Source organism: Pseudarthrobacter sp. C1 (assembly GCF_034720455.1).
Taxonomy (GTDB): domain Bacteria; phylum Actinomycetota; class Actinomycetes; order Actinomycetales; family Micrococcaceae; genus Arthrobacter.
This window is the reverse complement of sequence record NZ_JAYESK010000002.1, coordinates 232,835-255,222: the sequence shown is the minus strand read 5'-3', so window position 1 is coordinate 255,222 and position 22,388 is coordinate 232,835. Positions and strand designations below refer to the sequence as shown.

Here is a 22,388-nt window from a genome sequence, read left to right as displayed (position 1 = left end):
AGCATCTTCACGTGGCATCACTTATCGAAAAACTTCTCCGCACCGGTGACAAAAAAACACTCCGGCAGCTGAGGAACTATGCCGACTCCATCAATGCCCTGGAAGACTCCTTCAAGACCTTCACGGATGCCGAACTCCGGGAAGAAACTGCCCGGCTCCGCGAACGCCACCAGGATGGCGAGGAGCTGGATGACCTGCTTCCGGAGGCTTTTGCCGCAGTCCGCGAAGCTTCGTCACGGACCCTGGGGATGCGCCACTTCGATGTCCAGTTGATGGGTGGTGCCGCCCTGCACCTGGGCAACATCGCGGAAATGAAGACCGGCGAAGGCAAGACCCTGGTGGCGACCGCTCCCGCCTACCTGAACGCGTTGACCGGCAAGGGTGTCCACGTGGTCACCGTTAACGACTACCTCGCCGAATACCAGTCCGACCTCATGGGCCGCGTCTACCGTTTCCTTGGTTTGACCAGCGGGTGCATCCTGGCCAACCAGGACCCGGCGGTCCGGCGCCAGCAGTACGCCGCGGACATCACGTACGGCACCAACAACGAGTTCGGTTTCGACTACCTCCGCGACAACATGGCGTGGGACAGGAACGAGCTCGTCCAGCGCGGGCACAACTTCGCCATCGTTGACGAGGTGGACTCGATCCTCATCGATGAGGCGCGTACCCCGCTCATCATCTCCGGCCCCGCGCAGGGGGACACAAACCGCTGGTACAGCGAATTTGCCAAAGTGGTCCAGCGGCTGCAGCCGGAGAAGGACTACGAGGTCGACGAGAAGAAGCGCACCGTCGGCGTCCTGGAGAGCGGCATCGAAAAGGTGGAGGACTACCTCGGCATCCAGAACCTGTACGAGTCCGCGAACACGCCCCTCATCGGTTTCCTTAACAACGCCATCAAGGCCAAGGAACTGTTCAAGCGGGACAAGGACTACGTCATCCTGGACGGTGAAGTGCTGATTGTCGACGAGCACACCGGCCGCATCCTGGCCGGCCGGCGCTACAACGAGGGCATGCACCAGGCGATCGAGGCCAAGGAAGGCGTCGAGATCAAGGCCGAGAACCAGACCCTGGCCACCGTTACGCTGCAGAACTACTTCCGCATGTACGACAAGCTCTCGGGCATGACCGGCACCGCCGAAACCGAGGCGGCCGAGTTCATGAGCACCTACAAGCTGGGCGTAGTGGCCATTCCCACCAACCGGGACATGCAGCGCATCGACCAGCCGGACCTCGTCTACAAGAATGAAACGGTCAAGTTCGACGCCGTTGTGCGGGACATTGCCGAACGCCACGAAAAGGGCCAGCCTGTCCTGGTGGGCACCACCAGCGTTGAAAAGAGCGAATACCTCTCCCGGCTCCTTGCCAAGGAAGGCATTCGCCACGAGGTCCTCAACGCGAAGAACCATGCACGCGAAGCCGCCATCGTTGCCCAAGCGGGCCGAAAGGGTGCCGTCACGGTGGCAACCAACATGGCCGGCCGCGGTACCGACATCATGCTCGGCGGCAACGCTGAGTTTACCGCTGTCGCCGAGCTCGCGAAGCGCGGACTGGACCCTGAAGAGAACTCCGAGGAGTACGAGTCCCAGTGGCCCGCCGCCCTTGAGGCTGCCAAGCAGTCCGTCAAGGACGAGCATGAAGAAGTCCTGGATCTCGGCGGACTCTACGTCCTCGGCACCGAGCGCCACGAATCACGCCGCATCGACAACCAGCTCCGCGGACGTTCCGGCCGCCAGGGCGATCCCGGCGAATCCCGGTTCTACCTGTCGTTGACCGATGACCTCATGCGGCTCTTCAACTCAGGGGCGGCGGAACGGCTCATGAACAGCTCCGTGCCCGACGACGTCGCACTGGAATCGAAGCTGGTGTCCCGGGCAATCGCCTCCGCCCAGGGGCAGGTTGAGGGCCGCAACGCCGAACAGCGCAAGAACGTCCTGAAGTACGACGACGTCCTTAACCGCCAGCGAGAAGCGATCTACAGCGACAGGCGCCGGATCCTCGAAGGCGACGACCTGCATGAGAAAGTACAGTTCTTCGTCGAAGACACCATCACCGCTTTCATCGACGCCGCAACGGCCGAAGGAAACGGGGACGACTGGGACTACAACTTGCTCTGGACCAACCTCAAGACGCTCTACCCTGTCAGCGTTACTCCGGACGAGATCATCGAGGAAGCCGGCGGGAAGTCCAGGCTCACTGTTGAGTTCCTGAAAGAGGAGCTGTTGTCCGACGCACGGCTGGTGTACCAGGCGCGCGAGGAAGCCATCGGCTCCGAAAGCATGCGGGAACTTGAGCGCCGAGTGGTCCTCTCCGTCATTGGACGGAAGTGGCAGGAACACCTGTATGAGATGGACTACCTCAAAGAGGGCATTGGCCTGCGCGCCATGGCACAGCGTGATCCCCTCGTGGAGTACCAGCGTGAAGGCTTCCTCCTGTTCCAGAGCATGATGGAAGCCATCCGCGAAGAGAGCGTGGGGTTCCTGTTCAATCTCGAAGTGGAAGTCACTCCTGCCCAGGACGTGGTGGTGCCGGATGCACAGGGCGGACACACCGAGCATGTCGAACCGCAGGTACGGGCCGCCGGTCTGGAAGCTCCGGAAAAGCCTGCCCAGCTGCAGTACACGGCTCCGAGCGAAACCGGTGGCACGCAGACCAGGGTAGAGACCCGTTCCTCCGGCCGTTCCGGAAATCCGGCCAAGGCGGCCGCGCAGGATGCGGCAAAGCGCCCCGCAAAGAAAAAGCGCCGCTGACCACAGAACGACCTGCCTGCCGGCCGCGGTGCCAGGCAATGAGTGCGGGCAGGGCCGGGAACAGTGGTTCCCGGCCCTGCTTTCTTTCCGCTGCGTCGTCAACCAATGACAAGTTCGGTCACCCGCCACACCTGCTTGCTTTGCTCCAGCCGGACGGCAACGGCACGGGCCCGTACGTCGTCCACCACCACTGCGCTGGCCTCGTAAATGCCGTCGGCGACCTCGCAGACCCGGACCGACCTGACAGTCGAGTTGCGATGGAGCCTTGCCAGGGCCGGACTACCCGTACGCGTGAGCTCGCGGCGGATAAGGGCGGCCCGGTGTTGCAGGGCCGCCAGGCAACGGGGGTCAAGGCGCCGGGCAAGCTGATGGATCGGCCGGATCCCGGCAAGTACCTCCATGGCCGCCTGCACTGTGGTGCGGGTGACTGCGCGGACCTCCGCCATGTCGTCGACGGGACGCAAAGGCGTGGAAGCTGCCTGGCGGCCCGGAGACAACGGTGGCGTGGTTGGCCGGCGCGGCGCATGTCCTGCCTCCGCTCCCGGGGCCGTCCCTTGGCCCGCCCAGTTTGTGGTCTTGGCCGTGCGTATCGGTGTCACTGCACTCATTGGTTTCCCCTTGGTTGGATTGCCGTCAGTGGGATGGCGGACGGGATCGGGCTTGGCTCGTAGGGTGTGGCCTGGCTATTCGCGGCCTGGCTATTTGTGGGCGGGTGAAGGTGGCTGAAGAATCTGTCCCGGGAGCAGCACGTCAGGGTTCTGTCCTATGAGTGCCAGGTTGGCCTGGTACCAGCGGGGCCACTGAAGCGCGATGTCCAGGTCCGAAGCACCGTGTCCCAGATGACGGGCAGCGATGTCCCACAGGGTGTCTCCCGCCTGGACGGTGACGCCTTCAACCTCCGCAGGCGCTGCTTCCCGGGTGGCACGGATGGCAGGAGCCGCAAGCATGCCCGGATTCACCACCGGCGGGACCGGTTGCCAGCCGGGGTGGACGGGTGGCGGTGGCGCCGTTGTTTCAACGACGGCGTGTTCCTTCCCTGTATGGACCGGCGCCACGTTGCCGGCCGGTGCTTCATTCCCGGATCGGGTCACTGCACCGGCCAGCGTCTCCGTATGGGCCGGCGGGGATTTGGCTGGATCTTGGGCTGTCGCAGTGGCAGGGCCAGCGGGCGCCGAGGATGAGTGGCCTTGCGTGGGTGCCCACACCGGGCCGGGCGCCGGTACCGAGGCGTGGGCCACGGGTCCGGCCAGGAGTTGAACGGACAGCGCGCCGAGCACCAACCGCTGCATGAAAGCGGGGGAAAGCTTCCGCGTGGCTGCTGCGGCCCGGGCTCTGCCTGTTCTGGCCAGGACGGCGGTAGCGGCCGCGCACGCCAGCGACACGAACCACCAGGCCACAATGCCCGCTCCTGCAATGCCTGCTGCGGCAGCCAGATGAATCTCCACGCCGGGCAGCTGCTGCCGCGCATACGAATCCTTCCACTGTGCCAGCAGCCCCGAGCCGATGAGGCACAGCAAAAGGCCCAACAGGAGGACAGCTGCCGCTGCCACGGCGTCGGCAGACAACCGCCGTGATCCAGGCCTAGCCACAGAACTGCTCATTTGATGCAGTTTGATGTTGTTTGATACGCATAAGGAAAGTTTGAGCCCGTGCGTGCAGGTTTGTCCATACGCTGGAAAGAATTACTTGATGCATTGACCGGCCGCCCGGCCCGGTCCTACGCTGACGCAATGCGCTGGGATGCACTCTTCAATGACATGGAAAGCCAATTTGCCGAATCGGAGCGGCTTTCCCTGGACGCGGAGATCAACGAACGGACCCGGGCGGAGATGGTGGACGTCGGGCTCGCGGACCGGCTCCGCGGCGCCTTGGGGTGCCGCCTCGCCGTGCATCTCGCGTGTGGCGATGTTGTCCGCGGCGCGCTGAGCCACGCCGGCGCGGACGCCTTGGTTCTCGATGAGGAGCGGCACCAGGTCCTGGTCCCGTATGCCGCCGCTGTACGTTATGTGGGCCTGGGCAGGTTCTCCGTGGCTGAACCGTCGGCGGTGCGCAGGGGGCTGGGACTTGCGCACGCGCTGCGCGCTTTGGCACGGGACCGCGCGGAACTGGCGGTGACGTTGGCGCATGGTGCCGGTGCGGTGAGGCTGGCCGGGGTCATCGACCGGGTGGGGAAGGATTATCTGGACCTGGCGACGTTCACTCCGGGAGAGGTGCGCCGCAGCAACCAAGTCGGCCAGGTGTCAGTCATCCCCTTGGCGGCGTTGGCGGCCGTCAGGTCACGGCGGACTGGCGATTCTTAGCCGGCGGTGCTGTTGGCGCCGAAGTCCCGGACGGAGCTCAGACGGACCTGGACTTGGATTCCTGGATCATCCGGCTGGCCTCGGCGTAGCGCTCCTCGATGTATTGCTCCAGCATCTTTTCTTCAACCCGCCATTGGCCGCGGCCGCCCACCTGGATGGCCTTCAGTTCTCCACTGCGGACCAGCGCGTACGCGGCCGGCGAGTTGATCTGAAGCTGCTCGGCGACATCTGCGAGCGTTAGGAACCTTGGCATGCCTCCATTTTGCCATCGAATGGGACCTTATGCTGCTGTTATCCACAGATTGGCCCTGTTTGGCATCGTGACTTTCGTTCCAGCGTCACGGCGGTAACAATGAGGGTGTTTGGACACGGCGAGCAGGGCCGGCGCACATAGGGGGAGAAATTTTCATGGTTCCTGATTCATCCGCCACGGCGGCCAGGCTGAAACGGCCATCATGGAAGGACCCCCGCCTGCTGGTAGGTGTCCTCCTGGTCTTGGTGTCCGTGGCGGGTGTTGTGTTCCTTGTCGGCAGTGCGGACCGGACCACCGAGGTATATGCGGCCCGTGACGGCATCGCCGTAGGGGAGAGGCTGACCCGGGATAACGTTGTGCGCGCAAAGGTGCGCCTGGGTGAGACGGAGGAGCAGTATATTACGGCCGAATCAGGCATCCCCGAAGGGGTGGTGGCGGTCCAGCGCATCGGCAAGCACCAGTTGGTGCCCCGCGCCAGCCTTGGCTCAGTCGACCAACTCGACCGGAAGCCGGTAGCCCTCACCATCGAGGAAACCCTCCCGGCGCAAGCCGTCGCCGGCGCGAGGGTGGACGTTTGGGTTGCGCAGCCGGATGCCCGCAACGGATTCAGTGAACCGAAACTCCTCCTTCCCGGCGCTGAGATCGCGGAAGTAACTTCCGGCTCGACGGCTCTGGGATCATCAAAAACCACCGTCCTGATGGTGTTGGTGGAGGATGGTCAAATGCCGGCCCTTCTGGGGGCCCAGGCCAACGAGGCGAAAATCTCTGTGGTCTGGAACCCGGGCGGCGGTGCCAGGTGAGCATCCCGGTAGTTACCGTCGGCCAGAGCAGGGACGATCTGGTGGGCGGGCTCGAGCGCCTGCATGGACCGGTAACGGTGGTCAGGAGGTGCACGGAACTTCCCGAACTTCTGGCGGCGTGCCAAAGCGGCCTGGCCAGGGCTGCGGTTGTGGCGGACGGGTCCGAAGGACTGACTTCCTCGCTCGTGGACAGGCTTTCGGCAGTTGGGGTGGCAATCATTGCCCTGACTGACAACGCCGACGAAGCCGCCCGGCTGCGGTCGATAGGGGTAGCTTCAGCGCTGACCGGCGTGGAGTCCGCGGCGCTCTCGGACAGGATCGCGGAGGCGGTAGCCCAACTTACAGGGCGGGGGCCAGGTGTTGCCCGGAGAAGCGGCCCGGCTGACCCCGGGGCTGCACTGAAGTCCGTCCAGGCCGAGCCGCCGGCGGGGCCGGATGAACCGGGTCCGGGCAGGATCATTGCGGTCTGGGGGCCGGCCGGAGCTCCCGGACGGACCACCGTTGCTGCAAATATCGCCGGTGAGTTGGCTGCGGAAGGAACGGCCGTGCTTCTTGTTGACGCCGACAGTTATGGCGCCAGCATCGCGGCTGTCCTGGGCCTCCTCGATGAGTCGGCGGGCCTGGCACAGGCATGCAGGCTCGCGGACCAGGGCCTGCTGGACAGGGAGGCGCTCGAGAAGATCGCCGCGCCAGTGGCAACCAAAGCGGGCACCTTCAGGGTCCTTACCGGGATTACCCGGGCGGACCGCTGGACGGAGCTCCGGGCCTCCGCCCTTGCGCTGGTCCTCGAACGCGCCCGGGAGATTGCGGAAGTCGTGGTGGTGGATGCCGGGTTCTGCCTTGAAGCGGACGAAGAACTCAGTTTCGATACGCTGGCCCCGCGGCGGAACGCAGCCACGCTGCGGTCGCTCGAGCTGGCTGACACGCTCTACGCTGTGGGTGCCGCGGACCCGGTGGGAGTGCCGAGGCTGGTCCGTGGCCTCGCAGAGCTCGAGTTGGCTGTTCCGCAGGCATCACCCATTGTTGTGATGAACCGCGTACGCGCCTCGTCGGTAGGCAGAGGGCCGGAGAGGCAGCTGATGGATGCCTGGGAGCGGTACGGTCCCGCGTCTGAGCTTAAGGCTTTCCTTCCCTACGACGTGTCTGCGGCGGATGCCGCACTGTTGGGAGGGTCCCTGCTGCTTGAGGTTGCTCCAGATTCGTCCCTGCGCCACGCCATCCGCAATTTGGTTTGTGCATCCGACCAGCAAAATCGGAAATCCTCTGTATTTTCTTCCACAGCACGGCGCCGGGCGAAGGACTAGGCTCGCCATAAGAGCTGCAAGGGTGCAGCGAATATCTTGTGATGGAGGCGTTTGTCGATGTCGTCTGGATCCAGCGTGGAGGATCAGCCCCTTTCCCTTGTAGGCGATGAGGGCTTCATTGGGGACTACTACCAGCACCTAGCCGAAGAGGACGCCCGAACGTACCCCCGGGACGTGCTGGTTGCCCGTGCCGACCATCACCGGGAGATCGCCTCCGTCCGGAGGCCTGGCCAGGCGAAGGTCGCCATTGCGGACGAGGAAGACAGCAGCGTGGTCTTCGTTGTCACAGATGACATGCCCTTCCTGGTGGACTCGGTCAACGCCGAACTCGTCCGGCAGCATGCCGCCATCAAGCTGGTCATCCACCCCCTCTTCGTGGCTACCCGGAACAGGGAGAGCGGCGAGCTCACCAAGGTCAGCAGGGTCCCGGCGCACCTTGGGATTTCCAGCGGCGACACGGCCGCCATGCCCAGCCTGTCCCACCTCATTGCCCAGGGTGAGAACGCCTCGCACATGGAGTCCTGGATCGCCGTCGAGATCAACCGCGTCTCGGAAGACGCGAAAGCCTCCCTCCTCGAAGGCCTTGAACGGGTCCTCAAGGATGTCCGCGCCGCCGTGGAGGACTGGCCAAAGATGCGCCAGAAGGCCATCCAAATTGCGGAAAGCCTTGACCAGACAGCCAACTCCTCGCAAATCGCCGAACTGCGGCAGGCGCAGGACCTCCTTCGCTGGCTCGACGACGGGAACTTCACCTTCCTGGGCTACCGGGAATACGACCTGGTCAACGTTGACGGGGAAGACGTCCTGGAGCTCCGTGAAGACAGCGGCCTTGGGCTGTTGCGGCCCTCCACCGACTCGCCCCACATTCAGCACTTGACGGACACCGGCCGGAAGAAGGCACGGGAAAAACGCGCCCTGGTCATCACGAAGGCAAACTCCCGCTCCACCGTCCACCGCTCGGCCTACCTGGACTACATCGGTGTGAAGAGCTTTGACGCCGCGGGGAATGTCAACGGCGAGCGGCGCTTTATCGGCCTCCTGGCAACCAGCGCCTACACCGGCTCCGTCCGGAATATTCCGATTGTGCGCGAGAAGGTTGACGCGGTGCTTCGAAGCGCCGGCTTTCCCCCGGACTCCCACTCCGGCAAGGACCTGCTGGGCATCTTGGAAACCTATCCCAGGGACGAGCTATTCCAGATTGAGGTCCCGGACCTAGCCGCCACTGCCCTCGGTATCCAGAAACTCCAGGAGCGTCGGCGCACCAGGCTGTTCCTTCGGCCTGACATCTACGGCCGGTTCATGTCCGCCGTCGTCTATCTTCCACGGGACAGGTACACCACGAACGTTCGCCTCCGCATCGAGCAGGAGCTGCGCGAAACGTTCCAGGCCGTCTCGATTGACTACGAAGCCCGCATGACGGAGTCGGCGCTGGCCCGCCTGTTCTTCCGCATCCGGCTGCCCAAGAACGCAGACATCAGCAACGTCAATGCGGAGGAGCTGGAGAAGCGCCTTGTGCGGGCTGCTCGCTCCTGGAGCGAAGGGATCGCGGAGGTCCTGCGCGAGGGGCGGGACGTTTCTGAGGCAAAGGAGCTTGCCGCCATCTGGTCGGAAGCGTTTCCCGCCAGCTACCGGGTGGACTACGAAGTCGAGGACGCACTCGAGGACATTGCACGGTTCGAGAAGTACGGTGCCGCCGCGGAACGGGCTGAAGGTACTGTCCAGGAGCGCCCCGGCGTGCACGTCTATCTCCCGGAAGGTGCGGGGGCAACACTGGAGGAGGACGCGCGGGTCAAGCTCTACATGCTGGAGCCCAAGAGCCTCAGCCAGATCCTGCCGTACTTCCACAACCTCGGACTGGAGGTCCTGGACGAGCGGCCTTTCGAAATCGAAACGGCGGACCGCCGCGACTTCTTCCTGTACGACCTTGGCCTGAAGTACCCGGCAAAGGTGGACCCGGTCTCCACGGGCCAGCTCCTTGCCGAGTCCTTCGGCGCTGCAGTGACGGGTGCAGCCGAGTCGGACAGCTTCGACCGGCTGGTGCTGCGCGAGGGTCTGCAGTGGCGGAAGATCACCGTGCTGCGGGCCTACGCGCGGTACATGCGCCAGATGGGTAACACCAACTCCTTCGGCTTCATGGCCGATACCCTGCTGGCCAACCCCCGCGTGACCAAGGGGCTGACTGCGCTCTTCGCCGCGCGCTTCGATCCTTCCCTCAACGACGAAGAGCGCAATGAGGCCCAGGCGTCCGCCCGCAAGGACCTGGACCTGGCCATTGAAAAGGTGGAGACGCTCGACGCCGACAGGGTCCTCCGCACGTTCGTCAACCTGATCGAGGCGACGCTCCGGACCAACTACTACCAGAACAAGCCTCACCTGAGTTTCAAACTCGATCCCGCCCGGCTTGAGGGCCTGCCCTTCCCGCGCCCCATGTTCGAGATCTGGGTCTACGCGCCGCGGGTGGAGGGGGTCCATCTCCGCTTCGGCAAGGTGGCACGCGGCGGGCTTCGCTGGTCCGACCGCCGCGAGGATTTCCGCACCGAGATCCTGGGGCTGGTGAAAGCGCAGACGGTGAAGAACGCCGTCATCGTGCCTACGGGGGCAAAGGGCGGTTTCTTTGCCAAGCAGCTTCCCGACCCCACGGTTGACCGCGCCGCCTGGATGGCGGAAGGGATCGAAAGCTACAAGACCTTCATCAGGGGCCTGCTGGACATCACAGACAACCTCCTCACCGAGGGTGACAGCGAAAGGCTCGTGCCGCCGTCGGACGTTGTAAGGCACGACGACGACGATTCCTACCTCGTGGTGGCTGCCGACAAGGGCACCGCGACGTTCTCCGACATCGCCAACGGGCTCGCTGCCGAGTACGGTTTCTGGCTCGGGGACGCATTCGCGTCCGGCGGATCCGTGGGGTACGACCACAAGGCGATGGGCATTACGGCGCGGGGTGCGTGGGAGTCGGTGAAACGCCACTTCAGCGAACTCGACCTGGACACCCAGACCCAGCCGTTCACCGTGGTGGGCGTGGGGGACATGTCAGGGGACGTCTTCGGTAACGGCATGCTGTTGTCCCGCCACATCCGCCTCCTGGCGGCCTTCGACCACCGCCACATTTTCCTCGACCCCAACCCGGACGAGGAAGCCTCTTTTGCGGAGCGGCAGCGTTTGTTCGAGCTGCCGAGGTCCTCGTGGGATGACTACAACAAGTCGCTCATCAGTGAAGGCGGCGGAGTCTTCGCCCGGCAGGCCAAGTCGATCCCGGTTTCGCCCCAGGTCCGCACGGCGCTGGGACTGCCGGCCGAAACCACCGAACTCAGCCCGCCGGAACTCCTCCGCGCAGTCCTCCTTGCCCCCGCCGACCTGCTCTACAACGGCGGCATCGGGACTTACGTCAAGGCGAGCACCGAGACCAACGCCTCGGTGGGGGACAAGGCCAACGACGCGATCCGGGTGGACGGCCGGGACCTGCGCGTCAAGGTGGTGGGCGAAGGCGGAAACCTCGGCATGACACAGCGCGGCCGCATTGAAGCGGCGCTGCAGGGTGTCATCCTCAACACGGACGCCATCGACAACTCCGCCGGCGTGGACTGCTCCGACCACGAAGTCAATATCAAGATCTTCGTGGACCGGATGGTGGCTGCCGGAAAGCTGTCGGCGGAAGAACGCTCCGGCTTCCTTGCATCGATGACCGACGAAGTGGGCCGGCTGGTTCTTGAAGACAACATTGACCAGAACATCCTGCTGCTGAACGACCGGACCAAGGTGGCCGAGTGGAGCCCGAGCTACGAACGGCTGATGGACTGGCTCGAGAAGACGGCCGACCTGAAACGGGACCTTGAGGCGCTTCCCTCCACCGAAGCGCTCCGGGAGCGGCTGCAGCAGGGCCAGGGGCTGACATCTCCTGAACTGTCGGTACTCGCCGCGTATGCCAAGATCGAGCTCGCGACGGCACTGCGGGAAAGCGACCTGGCAGACGACCCCTGGTTCAGGCAGACGTTGCGCGCCTACTTCCCCGCGCAGCTGCGGGAGCGTTTTGACGCTGAACTGGACACCCACCCGCTGCGGCGCGAGATCATTGCCACTGTGGTTGCCAACGACATGATTAACCTCGGCGGCATCACGTTCGCGTTCCGGGTGATGGAGGAAACGTCGGCCAGCGAAGCAGCGGTGGCAAAGGCATTCGTGGCCCTGCGGGAGATCTACGAGCTGGACCACATGGTGGGGGAGCTGAACAGCCTGCCGGCGTCCTTCCCCACCGAGCACTGGAGCGCCGTCCACCTGGACATCCGGCGGTTGCTTGACCGTGCAGTCCGCTGGCTCCTGGGCCAGGGCACGGTCTCCCGGCCGATAGCCGACGTCGTGTTGGAGTTCAAGCCCGTGATGGAGCCGATGCGGGCCCACCTGCTGGACTACCTGCGGGGTGATGACCGGGAACGGGTGGCAGGCTGGCTGGAGACAGCGCGTGAATGGGAGCTGCCGGAAGGCCTCGCCCTGCGATGGGCGGAGCTATTCGAGAGCTTCGTGCTGCTGGACATTGCCAAGATCGCGCATGGGCGCAAGGAGCCTGTGAATGAAATCGCGGCCGTCTACTACACCGTCTTCAACCGGTTCCACGCCGACTCGCTGCTGGAACGGATCAGCAGCCTGCCCCGGCAGGACAGGTGGCAGGCCCTGGCCCGGGCGGCCCTGAGGGATGACCTGTACTCCACCATTTCGGACATGACGATGGCGGTGCTGGACGCCACCGCTGCCAGCGACTCGCCGGAGGCCCGCCTGAAGGACTGGGAGGCTCAAAATGCCGAGCAGCTGAGCCGGGCCAAGTCCATGTTCGACGAGGTCAATTCACTTGAGGCCGACGATATGGCGTCACTGTCGGTAGCATTGAGGCTCTTGAGGTCAATCGTTCGACGCTAGCCAAGCCGGCGTCGCAAATGGAGGTGCAGTGGCAATCTTTACGGACCCTATCAGGGAACATGCTGATTTTGGGCCGGGCGATGCCGAGTGGCTGCACCTCCTGGTGGGGGACTGGCAGATGGTCGCGGACCTGGCGTTCGCGGACCTTGCGCTGTGGTTCCCGCACCCTGACCACGGGTATGTGGCGTTGGCGCATGTCCGGCCCTCCACCACGCACACGGTGTTCCACGGCGACTTCGTGGGCGAGGGCATCCGGTCCGACCTGCAGCCGCTCGTGGACAAGGCATGGAACAGCCGTTCCATTGAACGCTCCAGCGAAACGAACTGGAGCAGTGACATGGCCCTGCGGGTGGAGGCGGTCCCCATGGTCCGCAACGGGCGCACCCTTGCCGTGGTCACCACGCACATGGACCTGTCCAGCTCGCGGATGCCGTCCCGGCTCGAACTGACCTACCGCCAGTGCGCGTATGACCTGCTGCGGATGGGCACGCTGGGGCTCTGGCCGGACTTCGCGTCGCCTACGGGTTCCCGGCGCGGTGCGCCGCGCGTGGGGGACGGGCTGATCAGGCTGGATGCAGAAGGCATCGTGCAGTACGCCAGTCCCAACGGTGTTTCTGCCTTCAGGCGGCTGGGTGACGGGGAATCCCTTGAGGGCCGGTCCCTCGCGGAGGTGACCGCCAGCCTCCTCAAGGACCGCCGCATGGTGGACGAGACGCTCCCCCTCGTAGTGACCGGCCGGATGCCCTGGCGCAGTGAGATCGAGTCCCGGGGGGTGAGCCTGTCCCTGCGCGCGATTCCGCTGCGCGACGAGCAGCAGCGCTTCGGCGCGCTGGTCCTGTGCCGCGATGTGTCCGAGTTGCGCCGGCGGGAAATGGAGCTTGTCACCAAGGACGCCACTATCCGGGAGATCCACCACCGGGTCAAGAACAATCTCCAGACCGTGGCGGCGCTGCTGCGCATGCAGTCCCGGCGCATGGTCAGCGACGAAGCCAAACAGGGCCTGGAGCAGGCGATGCGGCGGGTGGCCACCATCGCGCTCGTCCACGAGACCCTGTCCCAGGGCCTCACCCAGAGCGTGGATTTTGATGAGCTGATCGGACGTCAGTTCCGTCTTTCCGCGGAAGTCGCCTCGCCCTCGCAACAGGTCAGGACGGAACGCTCCGGCACCTTTGGCGAGCTGCCCAGCGACCTCGCCACCCCGCTGGCCCTGGTCATCAACGAACTGGTAACCAATGCCGTGGAGCACGGACTGGAGGGAAGGGCGGGAACGGTCTCGCTGATCGCTGACCGGTCGGAAGGGGATGACGGCGAGGAGCTCACCGTCACCATCGCCGACGACGGCGTGGGGCTTCCCGACACACCCCACGTTGAGGGGCTGGGGCTTCAGATCGTGCGGACCCTCGTGACGAGCGAACTGGGCGGGACCATCCAGTGGCGGCCACGGGAGGGCGGCGGCACTGCCGTCGAGATCCGCCTCAGCCTCGCCGGGAAGTAGGTCGGGAGCCCGGCTACCTTTGCCGGAGCCGGACTACCGAGGAGGAACAACTGAAACAGCCCCGGCTGCAGCCTTGGAAGGTTGCAGCCGGGGCTGTTTGTGCCTGGAGGTTTCCGGTGGGATCAGGAAGCGCGGCGGGCGCGGGCAGCGCGGCGCTTCAGCGCCCGGCGCTCGTCTTCGCTCATGCCGCCCCAGACGCCGGCGTCCTGGCCGGACTCGAGGGCCCACTGCAGGCAGGTATCCACAACGGGGCACCGGCGGCAGACGCTCTTTGCTTCCTCGATCTGCAGGAGGGCAGGCCCGGTGTTCCCGACGGGGAAGAAGAGTTCAGGGTCCTTTTCGAGGCACGCTGCGCGGTTACGCCAATCCATGCTGATCAGTTGCTCCATTTCTGGGAAGAGCCCTTGTGAAATTATTCACTAGTAGCTACAAAGGAAAAGGGCCCGGCGGGGCCCCCTTGGTCATCTGAATCAAGCCTGTCATGTTAACGCTGTGTAAACAAGGGGTAATAACGCTTGATATCCCCCGAAAGCTGAGCGATACATCACACCGGCGCTGCTGGCCCTCACCACTGTCCGACTATGTCCGGTAGGGTGCCAGTGTGTCAAGACCCCCGGTAAACCCAGCAGAGCCCCCTTCACCCGCACCGGACCCCGGCCAGGGCCGAAACGGCCAGCACGATAAGGGCCCGAGTGGCCGGCCCGCGGCGGTGCTTGTGGTGGCCCTGGTAGTGGCCGCGGAGGCCACTGCCCTCCTGGTCGCGGCGGGGTGGTACGGCTACCAGTTGCTGGCGGGGAGCCCTGTCCTGTCATTCTGGGGAGCTGTGTTCACCCTTGTACTCCTGCTTGCCTTCTCCGCCTGGCTGTATGCGGTGGCCCTCTTCCTGAACCGCGGCTTCCGCTGGACCCGGGCTGCTGCCCTCGTAGCGCAGCTGTTCGTTCTGACCATCGGATTTCCAACGGTCAGCAGCGGCCTCCTGCTTGCCGGGCTGGCTATGCTGGTTCCGGCCGTCACTGCCATCGTCCTTCTGTTCCAAAGCAAGGTGATCAGTTATGCGTCGCGCACCGGTGGGGGGACGCCGGCTCTCTAGCAGGTTCTGCCGCCCGGTCCTTTTATTCCGTCCCCGCCCAGGCAACCTGGACCGGGGAGGACCGCCCCCGGGATATCAGCATCCCCCTGCCCGCAGGGGGATCCGGCTCGATGTCGAACCGGACCCCGAACAGGTCGCCCTCCGAAGCGGACCGCGGAGACAGCAGGAGTCCCCGTCCGGCGGCACGGCAATCCATGACCAACGGAACGCGCTGAAGCAGCAAGGGACTGTAATTTGCGGTCAGGACCACAGGGTGGCCGAGGGCGTGCAACTCAGACAGGTCCTGTAAGGCGCCGGCAGGCAAGAGGTCAATGTCGTCTGCCAGCAGCACCGCCGCCCTCGGCAGTTCCCCCTCCCTGGCCTTGGCCAGCGAACACTTCCAGAATTCCTCCGGGTCCGTGCCGCCGTCCGGGCAGGTCCACCGGCCCGCGGCCGGGTTCAGAGCCTGCAGGGTACGCAGGACGTTCGTCTTTCCCGAACCGGCTCCACCGAGGACGGCGAAGACGCCTCCGGCCGGAATCCGAACGGTGACAGGTTGAAGTTCATCGCCACCAACGCCCAGGAGCAGGTCCCGCGAGTGGGCGTCGCCGGCACTCCGGCGTGGTCCCTTCCCGTTCGCAAGCGGCGCTTCGGGAACCGTCGCTCCGACGTCATCCATCCTGGCAGCCAAAGCCTCAACCTCCGAGACTGATACCAGGGAGGGAAGCGGCTCAACCCGGAAAGGCCGGGTCCCCGCCGCAACGACTTCGTTCGGGCTGGTGCCGTCCTGCGCTGCACTGGCCGAAGCGGGTTCGAAGAGCTGGCAGACGGCTGCTGGGCCGCCGACGATCGGCCCGAAGGCCGCGCCCCTGCCTTTGACCGGGGCCGTGGAAGGCATCTTTGGCCATGCCATTCGGCTGTCCTCATTGGAGCCTGCGGGGAAGTAGATGCGGTTGGGAAGTGATCCGCAGAACCGGGCCGTAACCAGTTCCCTCTCACCGGAGATGAGGACCGTGATTCCGGCGTTGGCGCCGTCGCGGACCAGATCCTGGACAAGGTCTTCGGCCCAGGCCAGCGGTCCTGCCCGAAAAGCCGATACCCAGGACCCCCAGCCGGAGATCGCAAGGACAAGCGGAACACAGCTGTCAGCCCGGTTCAGGCGGCTGGCCAGTTCCTGGGCCAGCCGTTCAAGTATGCGGACGGCACGCCGCAGCTCGTGCAGCCCTGCGTGGGCCCCCGTCCGGGTGTGCGCGGCCAGGCCGAGGAAGGATCCGCCGGCGTCCAGGAAATAACAGTGTGATTCCGCTGTATGACCGGCCACTTCACGGGCGGCCAGGTCAAGGGCCTCCGCCGCGCCGGACGCCGGACCTCCGACAAAGGCGAGGTGGCTGTCCTTTGCGGGGTTCCACAGCAGGGGCGTCACCTCTTGGCGCTCGGGCAAGTCCACCAGGCCCAGATCAATGGTCCACTGGCTGGTGCCGTCCTTCGCCGTTGCCCCGGCGGTCAGGCCGCCACGGGATATCTTCCTTTGGGGTTGAGTGAGCTTCCGGGGCAGGGGAGGGGCAACCGGCGGCCGTGGCGCTGCCCCTGCCTGTGAGGCCCAAAGATTTCGAACAAGCGAGACGAGGGGAGCTGCTGCTTCTACCGGTGTCAGGTCTGCGGTGCCGGCGGTGGCCGCGGTGTCTTCGCCCACGGCCTCCAGATACTCCGTGGCGAGCTGTACCTCCGTCTCTTCGACTGCCATGGCACGGCACGCTCCAGTTGCTGCCGCCTGGAATTCCTCCGGCTCCTCCATGCCGCGGGCGATAAAGGCACGCCCCGGAGTTGCCAGCCTGATGCCGGCTGCCGCTGCGGTCCTGATGACGTCGTGGGACTCCATCTCCGACTGGACGCGAAGCGCAATGCTGGACGTGACGTTGGCGCGGATGTCGGCGGTCAGCGCTCCCTGGGGACGCTGGGTCGCCATGACGAGGTGCAGACCGAGCGAGCGCCCGATGGAAGCGATCCGCATGAGTTCGCGGATTACCTCTGGAGCGTCGTCCACGAGCATCCGAAACTCGTCGATGACGATGACCAGATGGGGAAGGGGACAACTAAGGGATGCGCGTGTGGAACGGTAGGCGGTGAGGTCCGGAACCCGGGCAGCGGCGAGGGCTTCCTCCCGGACCCTGATTTCCGCCCGAAGTGATGCGAGGGTCCGTTCGAGTTCGTGGGTGGACAGGTCCGTCAGGACGCCGACGCAGTGGACCAGGCCCGCCAGCGGACCAAGGCCCGATCCGCCTTTGAAATCGACAAAGAGGAAATTGACCCTGTCCGGGGGGTGGGTGAGCGCCAGCGCCAGCGCCAGGCTTCGGAGCAGTTCCGATTTGCCCGAGCCTGTGGTTCCCGCCACCAGCAGGTGGGGACCGTCATTCAGCAGGTCAAGAAGTTGAGGCCCGGTTGCTCCGAGTCCCAGCGGAACGCCTAGACCGCGGGTGCCGGCACTCGCAGCCCAGCGGGCAGCAGTGTCTGCGGGAGTGATCGGCAGCAGTTCGTCCAGTGCGCAGGCAGACGGGACCGGGCGCTCCTGGCCCTCCGGCGGCCTCGGAGAGGCCGCTACCTGCCGACAGAAGCTGCTGAACACGTCCTCGGGTGCCAGGTCCGGGACGAACGCAATGCGGCGTCCCGTTTCCCGCAGGAACGACTGCCGCTCGGCGAGTATCACTTCGGGGACACCCGGAACGGTGTCAGGCTCACAAAACTGGAGCACTTGCCAGCCCAGCCCTGCTGCCTTTTCCCGTAGTCCGTCCTCGTCCATGAGGGACGCTTCGATGGACAGGAGGACACCGTGATCATAGGTGGAACCGAAGCCGTCCGCGAGTGCCTTCATGCCGGCACGCCGGGTTCCTGCGAGGGTTACGCCGGGAAGAAAGCGGGCAGGGAGCGGAAGACTTTCCAGCGGGCCGCAGATGATGATGCGGGTCCTGCTGCCACACGGGTAGCCTGCCAACTGCATGACGAGCGACCTGATCATCGCCTCCGCCACGGTCCGAGGCCCGCGGAACGTGGTGTTGGGGGGATCCGGATCCAGCAGCACGGGGACTTCCCCGACTGACGGAACAATGCGGGGCGCGGTCCCCGACTCGACTTTCAGACAGGCTTCCTGGGCCGCTTGCCCGAGGCGAAGCCACACCCTGCCGTTCCCCTCGGCCCGCGAAGGCGCAACCTGCCCATGGCGGGCAGCCAGCATCAGCAGCGGGAGGGAGGGCCCCGCCCGCTGCCGCCGCTTCCGGTCCTCCTCCACTGCCGACTGGATCCGTTGTGCGAACTCGCGCGCCTGGCGGCGGCCCGTCGCCAGCGGGATGAGTACGGAGACTGCCGAGACGGCCGCGAAAGCAAGGAACATCCACATTCCTGTGAGGACCGCGAGTCCTATGCCGATGGCCAGGGGGAGCACTGCGGTGAGCAGAAGGATTCCGCGATTGCCGGACTCGGTGAGGCCTGGAACGGTGAGGGGCTCCTTAACTGACGTGCCGGCGTCGGCCAGTGCCTTGTCAGGCAGGTCCAGGAAGACGAGCGACATTGCCGTGTTGCCGCAGCGGATGGTGGAGTCAGTGGTGACGCGCGCATGGCGGACCCGTCCGCCGTCCACATAGGTGCCGTTGGCGCTCTCCAGATCAACGATCATGATGTCCTTCTCGGTGACCACCAGGCGGGCATGTTCGCGGGAGAGTTCAGGATCGGGAACCACGATGCGCGTATTGCTTCTGCCTATCGTGTAGGTGCCGCGCCTCAGGGGGACCAGGATGCCTGCTCCGGCGCCGGTGTGCACAGCCAGCGCGATGGGTGCAGCGGGATCAGGAGCCGGACTCCTCGGCCTTCTTCGGCTGGGGGGCTGGCTCCCGCCGTCGACCAGGATGGCGCCATTCACAAGGGGTGCTTTGCCGAGGCTCATGGAACACAGGTCATCCCCGCCGATAGAGACCGCCCCCGTGCCGAACCTCTCCACCAGCAGGGCGTGGATTTTTGCGCCGGAAGTGCCCGGTGGTGCCGTAATGGAAAGTTCCATGGGCGGCCCCGCCGGAAGCGCGTGGGGGCTGCGGACCAGTGTGCAGTGAAGTGTCATGGGCGTGAATCCTTCGGTGCCTTTGAATCCACGCTAGGCAATTGGCATGGTGTGGAACACGGCCTGAATCTTCTATGTGGACAAGTGGCAGGGGCATTCGATTCGACGGGGCCCGCTATCCCTCGGGTAGGCTAGAGCAGCAGACAATGCGCACAATTGCGCTGCCCGCATTCAATCCAGGAGATTTTGTGACCGCTGACCTCGTCATCGTAGGGTCCGGCTTTTTTGGCCTGACAATCGCAGAACAGGCCGCCACTGAGCTGGGCTTGAAGGTCGTCGTCATCGACCGCCGCCACCACATCGGCGGCAACGCCTACAGCGAAAAAGAAGAGCAGACCGGCATCGAGGTGCACCGCTACGGCGCCCACCTCTTCCACACATCCAACGAGCGGGTGTGGGAGTACGTCAACCGGTTCACGACCTTCACGAACTATGTCCACAAGGTCTATGGCGTGCATAAGGGGGAGGTCTTCTCACTCCCCATCAACCTGGCGACCATAAACCAGTTCTTCCGTGCCAACCTGACACCCGGCCAGGCGCGGGAACTCATCCAGGAGCAGGCCGGCGAGCTCGCCGGGACCGATCCGCAGAACCTCAATGACAAGGGCATCCAGCTGATCGGCCGTCCCCTGTACGAGGCCTTCATCAAGCACTACACCGGCAAGCAGTGGCAGACGGATCCCAAGGACCTGCCGGCCGGCATCATTTCGCGGCTCCCGGTGCGGTACAACTACGACAACCGGTACTTCAACGACAAGTACGAGGGCCTGCCCACGAACGGCTACACGGCGTGGATCGAAAAGATGGCGGAGCACCCGAACATCGAGGTCCGGCTCAACACCGATTTCTTCGATGAGTCGCATGAGTACAGCAAGAACAAGGTGGTCGGGAACATCCCGGTGATCTACACGGGCCCCGTGGACCGCTACTTCGACTTCGCTGAAGGTGACCTGTCCTGGCGCACCATCGACTTCGAGGAAGAAGTGCTGGACATGGAGGACTTCCAGGGCACCTCCGTTGTGAATTACAACGACGACGACGTCCCCTACACCCGGGTCATCGAGCCCCGCCACTTCCACCCCGAGCGTGACTACCAGACGGAAAAGACCGTCATCATGCGAGAGTTCTCACGTTTCGCCGAGAAGGGTGATGAGCCGTACTACCCGGTCAACACGTCCGCTGACCGGGAACGGCTCCTGAAATACCGCGACCTGGCGGCGGCCGAGAAGGACGTCCTCTTCGGCGGGCGTCTCGGGACGTACAAGTACCTGGACATGCACATGGCCATCGGTTCGGCACTGAGCATGTTTGACAACAAGATCCGGCCGCACTTCGAAAGCGGCGTAAAGCTGGAAAGCGGAGGCGTCGACGCATGACTGACACGCCGGGCTGGGCAACGCTCCAGAGGGTCATATTCCCTCCGGAATCAGGGGTGGACACCATGTCCCTCTATGCGGACGCCGGCCCGGCAAGCGGCGTTCGGATGCAGGAGAGCAACGAGTTTGCCCGGAATCCCAAGCCTCTTGGAGAGAGGCTGCACCTTGTTGGGGCAAGCCCGAAGGAGGTGCATTTCGATGACCTGGTGTCCCGTTATTCCATTCGTGTGCGTTCAGGCGAACAGCTTTCGCTCGGAACTTACTTCAATGCCTTCCCGGCCAGTTACTGGCGGCGATGGACCCATGTCAGGCAAATCCGGCTTGTCGTTGAGACCTCCGGACACGGTTCGGTCACCGTCTACAAATCGAATGCCCGCGGAACGATCCAGCGTGTTGAAGGCGCAAGGCTGGATGGCGACACGACGACGGCATTCGAGTTGTCCATCAAACCATTCGGTGATGGCGGTTGGTATTGGTTCGATCTGGCGTCGAGCCGCGGCGACCTCGTCCTAAAGCAGGCACGCTGGGAAGGGCCCCAGCCGCTGAGGTCCGGGGAGCGGGCGACGATCCAGATCACTACTATGGACAAGCCCGACTTCTGCCTCGCCAACATTCGCTCGCTCGTTGAGCATCCGGATGCCCTTGAACTGGCGAAGGAAGTTATCATCGTCGACCAAGGGTCACGAAAGGTGGCGCACCAGCCCGGATTCGCAGAGGTTGCGGAGCTCTTTGGCCCAAAACTCAGGGTGATCGACCAGGCCAACCTTGGGGGTTCAGGAGGTTTCGCGCGGGGAATGTACGAAGCTGTCGAAAACGGCAGCGACTACGTTCTCCTCCTGGACGATGACGTCGTCATGGAGCCGGAGAGCATCATGCGGATGATGGCTTTTTCCGGCAGATGCAAGAATCCCACCATCGTTGGTGGCCATATGTTCGATCTCTACAGCAGGAGCACCTTGTATTCGATGGGCGAGACCATCGACGCCCGCCGCTTCTCGCCAGGCCAGCCGCATCAGGATATGCAGATGCGGCACGACTTTGGCGTTTCCAACCTTCGGCAGACGCCATGGCTTCACCGCCGCGTCGACGTAGATTACAACGGTTGGTGGATGTGCCTGATCCCGACGTCCGTCATCCGGACGATTGGCCTGCCCCTGCCCGTGTTCATTAAGTGGGATGACTCCGAGTATGGTCTTCGGGCCAGAGCTGCCGGAATCCGGACGGTATCCCTTCCAGGGGCGGCACTCTGGCACATCTCCTGGATAGACAAAGACGACCTTGTGGGCTGGCAGGCCTACTTCCACAACCGTAACCGGCTCATTACCGCACTTCTCCATAGTCCCTATCCCAAAGGGGGCAACGTCCTTCGGGAATCTTTCCAGGAAGACGTCAAACATCTGGTATCCCTGCAGTACTTCACCGCGCACAATCGTTTGGCTGGAAGGGACGACCTCCTGACAGGTCCCGGGCACCTGCATCCTTCCCTGAGTACAAAGCTCGCGGAGATCAACGAACTCCGTGAGTCATACTCCGACGCAACGATGCGCGAGGACGTGGACGATTTTCCTGCGCCTGCACTGGGCGCCGGCCTCTCGGCCGCTGCCGATGTCCAAATGCCCGCCAAGAAGGACATGGTCCAGTGGGGTTTGACCATGGTGGCGCGGCAGCTGATGAAGCAGCCCCCGCCGGAATCGCTGGAACGCCCCCAGGCGTACCTTGCCCACCTTGATAATCGCTGGTTTCGGATAGCCCACTACGACTCCGTCGTAGTTTCAAACGCGGAGGGTACGGCCGCCTCCTGGTATAGGCGCGATCCGAAAAAGCTCAGGGCAATGCTGACACGGTCGGCCAGACAGCATGCACGACTGTACAAAGACTGGAATGCGCTGGCTGATAACTACAGGTCGGCGCTGCCGGCCCTTGTTTCGATGGAGGCCTGGCGCGCCACCTTCGATGCCGCCGCCCCGGCGCAGGGCCATAAAAATGACCCTGCCACCAGGAGCGCGGGCGCTTCTAAATGAATCT

The 22,388-nt window shown here is 64.4% G+C and carries 14 protein-coding genes; 9 read left to right on the top strand and 5 right to left on the bottom strand.

Annotation, left to right across the window (positions count from 1 at the left end):
• Positions 1 to 11 precede the first annotated feature (11 nt).
• Positions 12 to 2,750: a preprotein translocase subunit SecA gene (gene secA / locus U7114_RS03835; protein ID WP_323056581.1), complete on the top strand. Its 2,739-nt coding sequence runs from the start codon at positions 12 to 14 to the stop codon at positions 2,748 to 2,750.
• Between the two features lie 98 nt (positions 2,751 to 2,848).
• Here the strand turns inward: secA and U7114_RS03830 are convergent, their stop codons facing one another.
• Both U7114_RS03830 and U7114_RS03825 read right to left on the bottom strand, forming a co-directional pair.
• Positions 2,849 to 3,358, bottom strand: coding sequence for an Rv3235 family protein (locus tag U7114_RS03830; protein WP_323056580.1), 510 nt, complete (start codon positions 3,356 to 3,358; stop codon positions 2,849 to 2,851).
• 90 nt (positions 3,359 to 3,448) lie between these two features.
• Positions 3,449 to 4,351 carry a LysM peptidoglycan-binding domain-containing protein gene (locus U7114_RS03825; protein ID WP_323056579.1) on the bottom strand — a complete coding sequence of 301 codons (903 nt, stop codon included), beginning with the start codon at positions 4,349 to 4,351 and terminating at the stop codon, positions 3,449 to 3,451.
• Between the two features lie 129 nt (positions 4,352 to 4,480).
• On the opposite strand from U7114_RS03825, the gene U7114_RS03820 reads away from it, so the two are divergent.
• The gene (locus U7114_RS03820) at positions 4,481 to 5,050 is read left to right on the top strand and encodes a hypothetical protein (RefSeq protein ID WP_157241763.1); all 570 of its coding nucleotides are present in this window, start codon (positions 4,481 to 4,483) and stop codon (positions 5,048 to 5,050) included.
• Positions 5,051 to 5,087: 37 nt separating this feature from the next.
• Here U7114_RS03820 and U7114_RS03815 read toward each other — a convergent pair whose 3' ends face one another.
• Positions 5,088 to 5,303 carry a helix-turn-helix domain-containing protein gene (locus U7114_RS03815; protein WP_009356834.1) on the bottom strand — a complete coding sequence of 72 codons (216 nt, stop codon included), beginning with the start codon at positions 5,301 to 5,303 and terminating at the stop codon, positions 5,088 to 5,090.
• A gap of 155 nt (positions 5,304 to 5,458) precedes the next feature.
• Here U7114_RS03815 and U7114_RS03810 point away from each other — a divergent pair, with 155 nt between their 5' ends.
• Genes U7114_RS03810 through U7114_RS03795 form a run of 4 tightly spaced genes read left to right on the top strand, consistent with a single transcriptional unit; the run spans position 5,459 to position 13,813 of the window.
• Complete coding sequence (locus U7114_RS03810; protein ID WP_157241764.1) at positions 5,459 to 6,103, top strand: hypothetical protein; 645 nt, start codon at positions 5,459 to 5,461, stop codon at positions 6,101 to 6,103.
• Positions 6,100 to 7,407 (top strand): AAA family ATPase, encoded by a 1,308-nt coding sequence (locus tag U7114_RS03805; RefSeq protein WP_321213937.1) that lies wholly within the window; start codon positions 6,100 to 6,102, stop codon positions 7,405 to 7,407. Before U7114_RS03810 ends, U7114_RS03805 begins: the two co-directional genes overlap by 4 nt.
• Positions 7,408 to 7,464: 57 nt before the next feature.
• Complete coding sequence (locus tag U7114_RS03800) at positions 7,465 to 12,318, top strand: NAD-glutamate dehydrogenase (RefSeq protein ID WP_323056578.1); 4,854 nt, start codon at positions 7,465 to 7,467, stop codon at positions 12,316 to 12,318.
• Positions 12,319 to 12,346: 28 nt separating this feature from the next.
• Positions 12,347 to 13,813 (top strand): PAS domain-containing sensor histidine kinase, encoded by a 1,467-nt coding sequence (locus U7114_RS03795; RefSeq protein ID WP_321213935.1) that lies wholly within the window; start codon positions 12,347 to 12,349, stop codon positions 13,811 to 13,813.
• Positions 13,814 to 13,935: 122 nt separating this feature from the next.
• On the opposite strand, the gene U7114_RS03790 is transcribed toward U7114_RS03795, so the two are convergent.
• Complete coding sequence (locus tag U7114_RS03790) at positions 13,936 to 14,184, bottom strand: WhiB family transcriptional regulator (protein ID WP_015937605.1); 249 nt, start codon at positions 14,182 to 14,184, stop codon at positions 13,936 to 13,938.
• A 230-nt stretch (positions 14,185 to 14,414) separates the two neighbouring features.
• Here U7114_RS03790 and U7114_RS03785 point away from each other — a divergent pair, with 230 nt between their 5' ends.
• Positions 14,415 to 14,903: a hypothetical protein gene (locus tag U7114_RS03785; protein ID WP_370460663.1), complete on the top strand. Its 489-nt coding sequence runs from the start codon at positions 14,415 to 14,417 to the stop codon at positions 14,901 to 14,903.
• Positions 14,904 to 14,925: 22 nt separating this feature from the next.
• Here U7114_RS03785 and U7114_RS03780 read toward each other — a convergent pair whose 3' ends face one another.
• Positions 14,926 to 18,987, bottom strand: a complete 4,062-nt coding sequence (locus tag U7114_RS03780; protein ID WP_323056577.1) for an FtsK/SpoIIIE domain-containing protein — start codon at positions 18,985 to 18,987, stop codon at positions 14,926 to 14,928.
• A gap of 188 nt (positions 18,988 to 19,175) precedes the next feature.
• Between U7114_RS03780 and glf the strand changes: the two genes are divergently transcribed.
• Both glf and U7114_RS03770 read left to right on the top strand, forming a co-directional pair.
• The gene (gene glf / locus U7114_RS03775) at positions 19,176 to 20,363 is read left to right on the top strand and encodes a UDP-galactopyranose mutase (RefSeq protein WP_321213933.1); all 1,188 of its coding nucleotides are present in this window, start codon (positions 19,176 to 19,178) and stop codon (positions 20,361 to 20,363) included.
• A complete protein-coding gene (locus U7114_RS03770) occupies positions 20,360 to 22,384 on the top strand; it encodes a glycosyltransferase (RefSeq protein ID WP_321213932.1) in 2,025 nt (674 codons plus the stop codon). The genes glf and U7114_RS03770 overlap by 4 nt, the downstream gene beginning before the upstream one ends.
• The last annotated feature ends 4 nt before the right edge of the window (positions 22,385 to 22,388 follow it).

Coding starts and splice junctions, on each gene's coding strand:
- U7114_RS03830 (WP_323056580.1), bottom strand. CDS start 3,358: ATGAGTGCAGTGACACCGATACGCACGGCCAAGACCACAAACTGGGCG.
- U7114_RS03825 (WP_323056579.1), bottom strand. CDS start 4,351: ATGAGCAGTTCTGTGGCTAGGCCTGGATCACGGCGGTTGTCTGCCGAC.
- U7114_RS03820 (WP_157241763.1), top strand. CDS start 4,481: ATGCGCTGGGATGCACTCTTCAATGACATGGAAAGCCAATTTGCCGAA.
- U7114_RS03815 (WP_009356834.1), bottom strand. CDS start 5,303: ATGCCAAGGTTCCTAACGCTCGCAGATGTCGCCGAGCAGCTTCAGATC.
- U7114_RS03810 (WP_157241764.1), top strand. CDS start 5,459: ATGGTTCCTGATTCATCCGCCACGGCGGCCAGGCTGAAACGGCCATCA.
- U7114_RS03800 (WP_323056578.1), top strand. CDS start 7,465: ATGTCGTCTGGATCCAGCGTGGAGGATCAGCCCCTTTCCCTTGTAGGC.
- U7114_RS03790 (WP_015937605.1), bottom strand. CDS start 14,184: ATGGATTGGCGTAACCGCGCAGCGTGCCTCGAAAAGGACCCTGAACTC.
- U7114_RS03780 (WP_323056577.1), bottom strand. CDS start 18,987: ATGACACTTCACTGCACACTGGTCCGCAGCCCCCACGCGCTTCCGGCG.
- U7114_RS03770 (WP_321213932.1), top strand. CDS start 20,360: ATGACTGACACGCCGGGCTGGGCAACGCTCCAGAGGGTCATATTCCCT.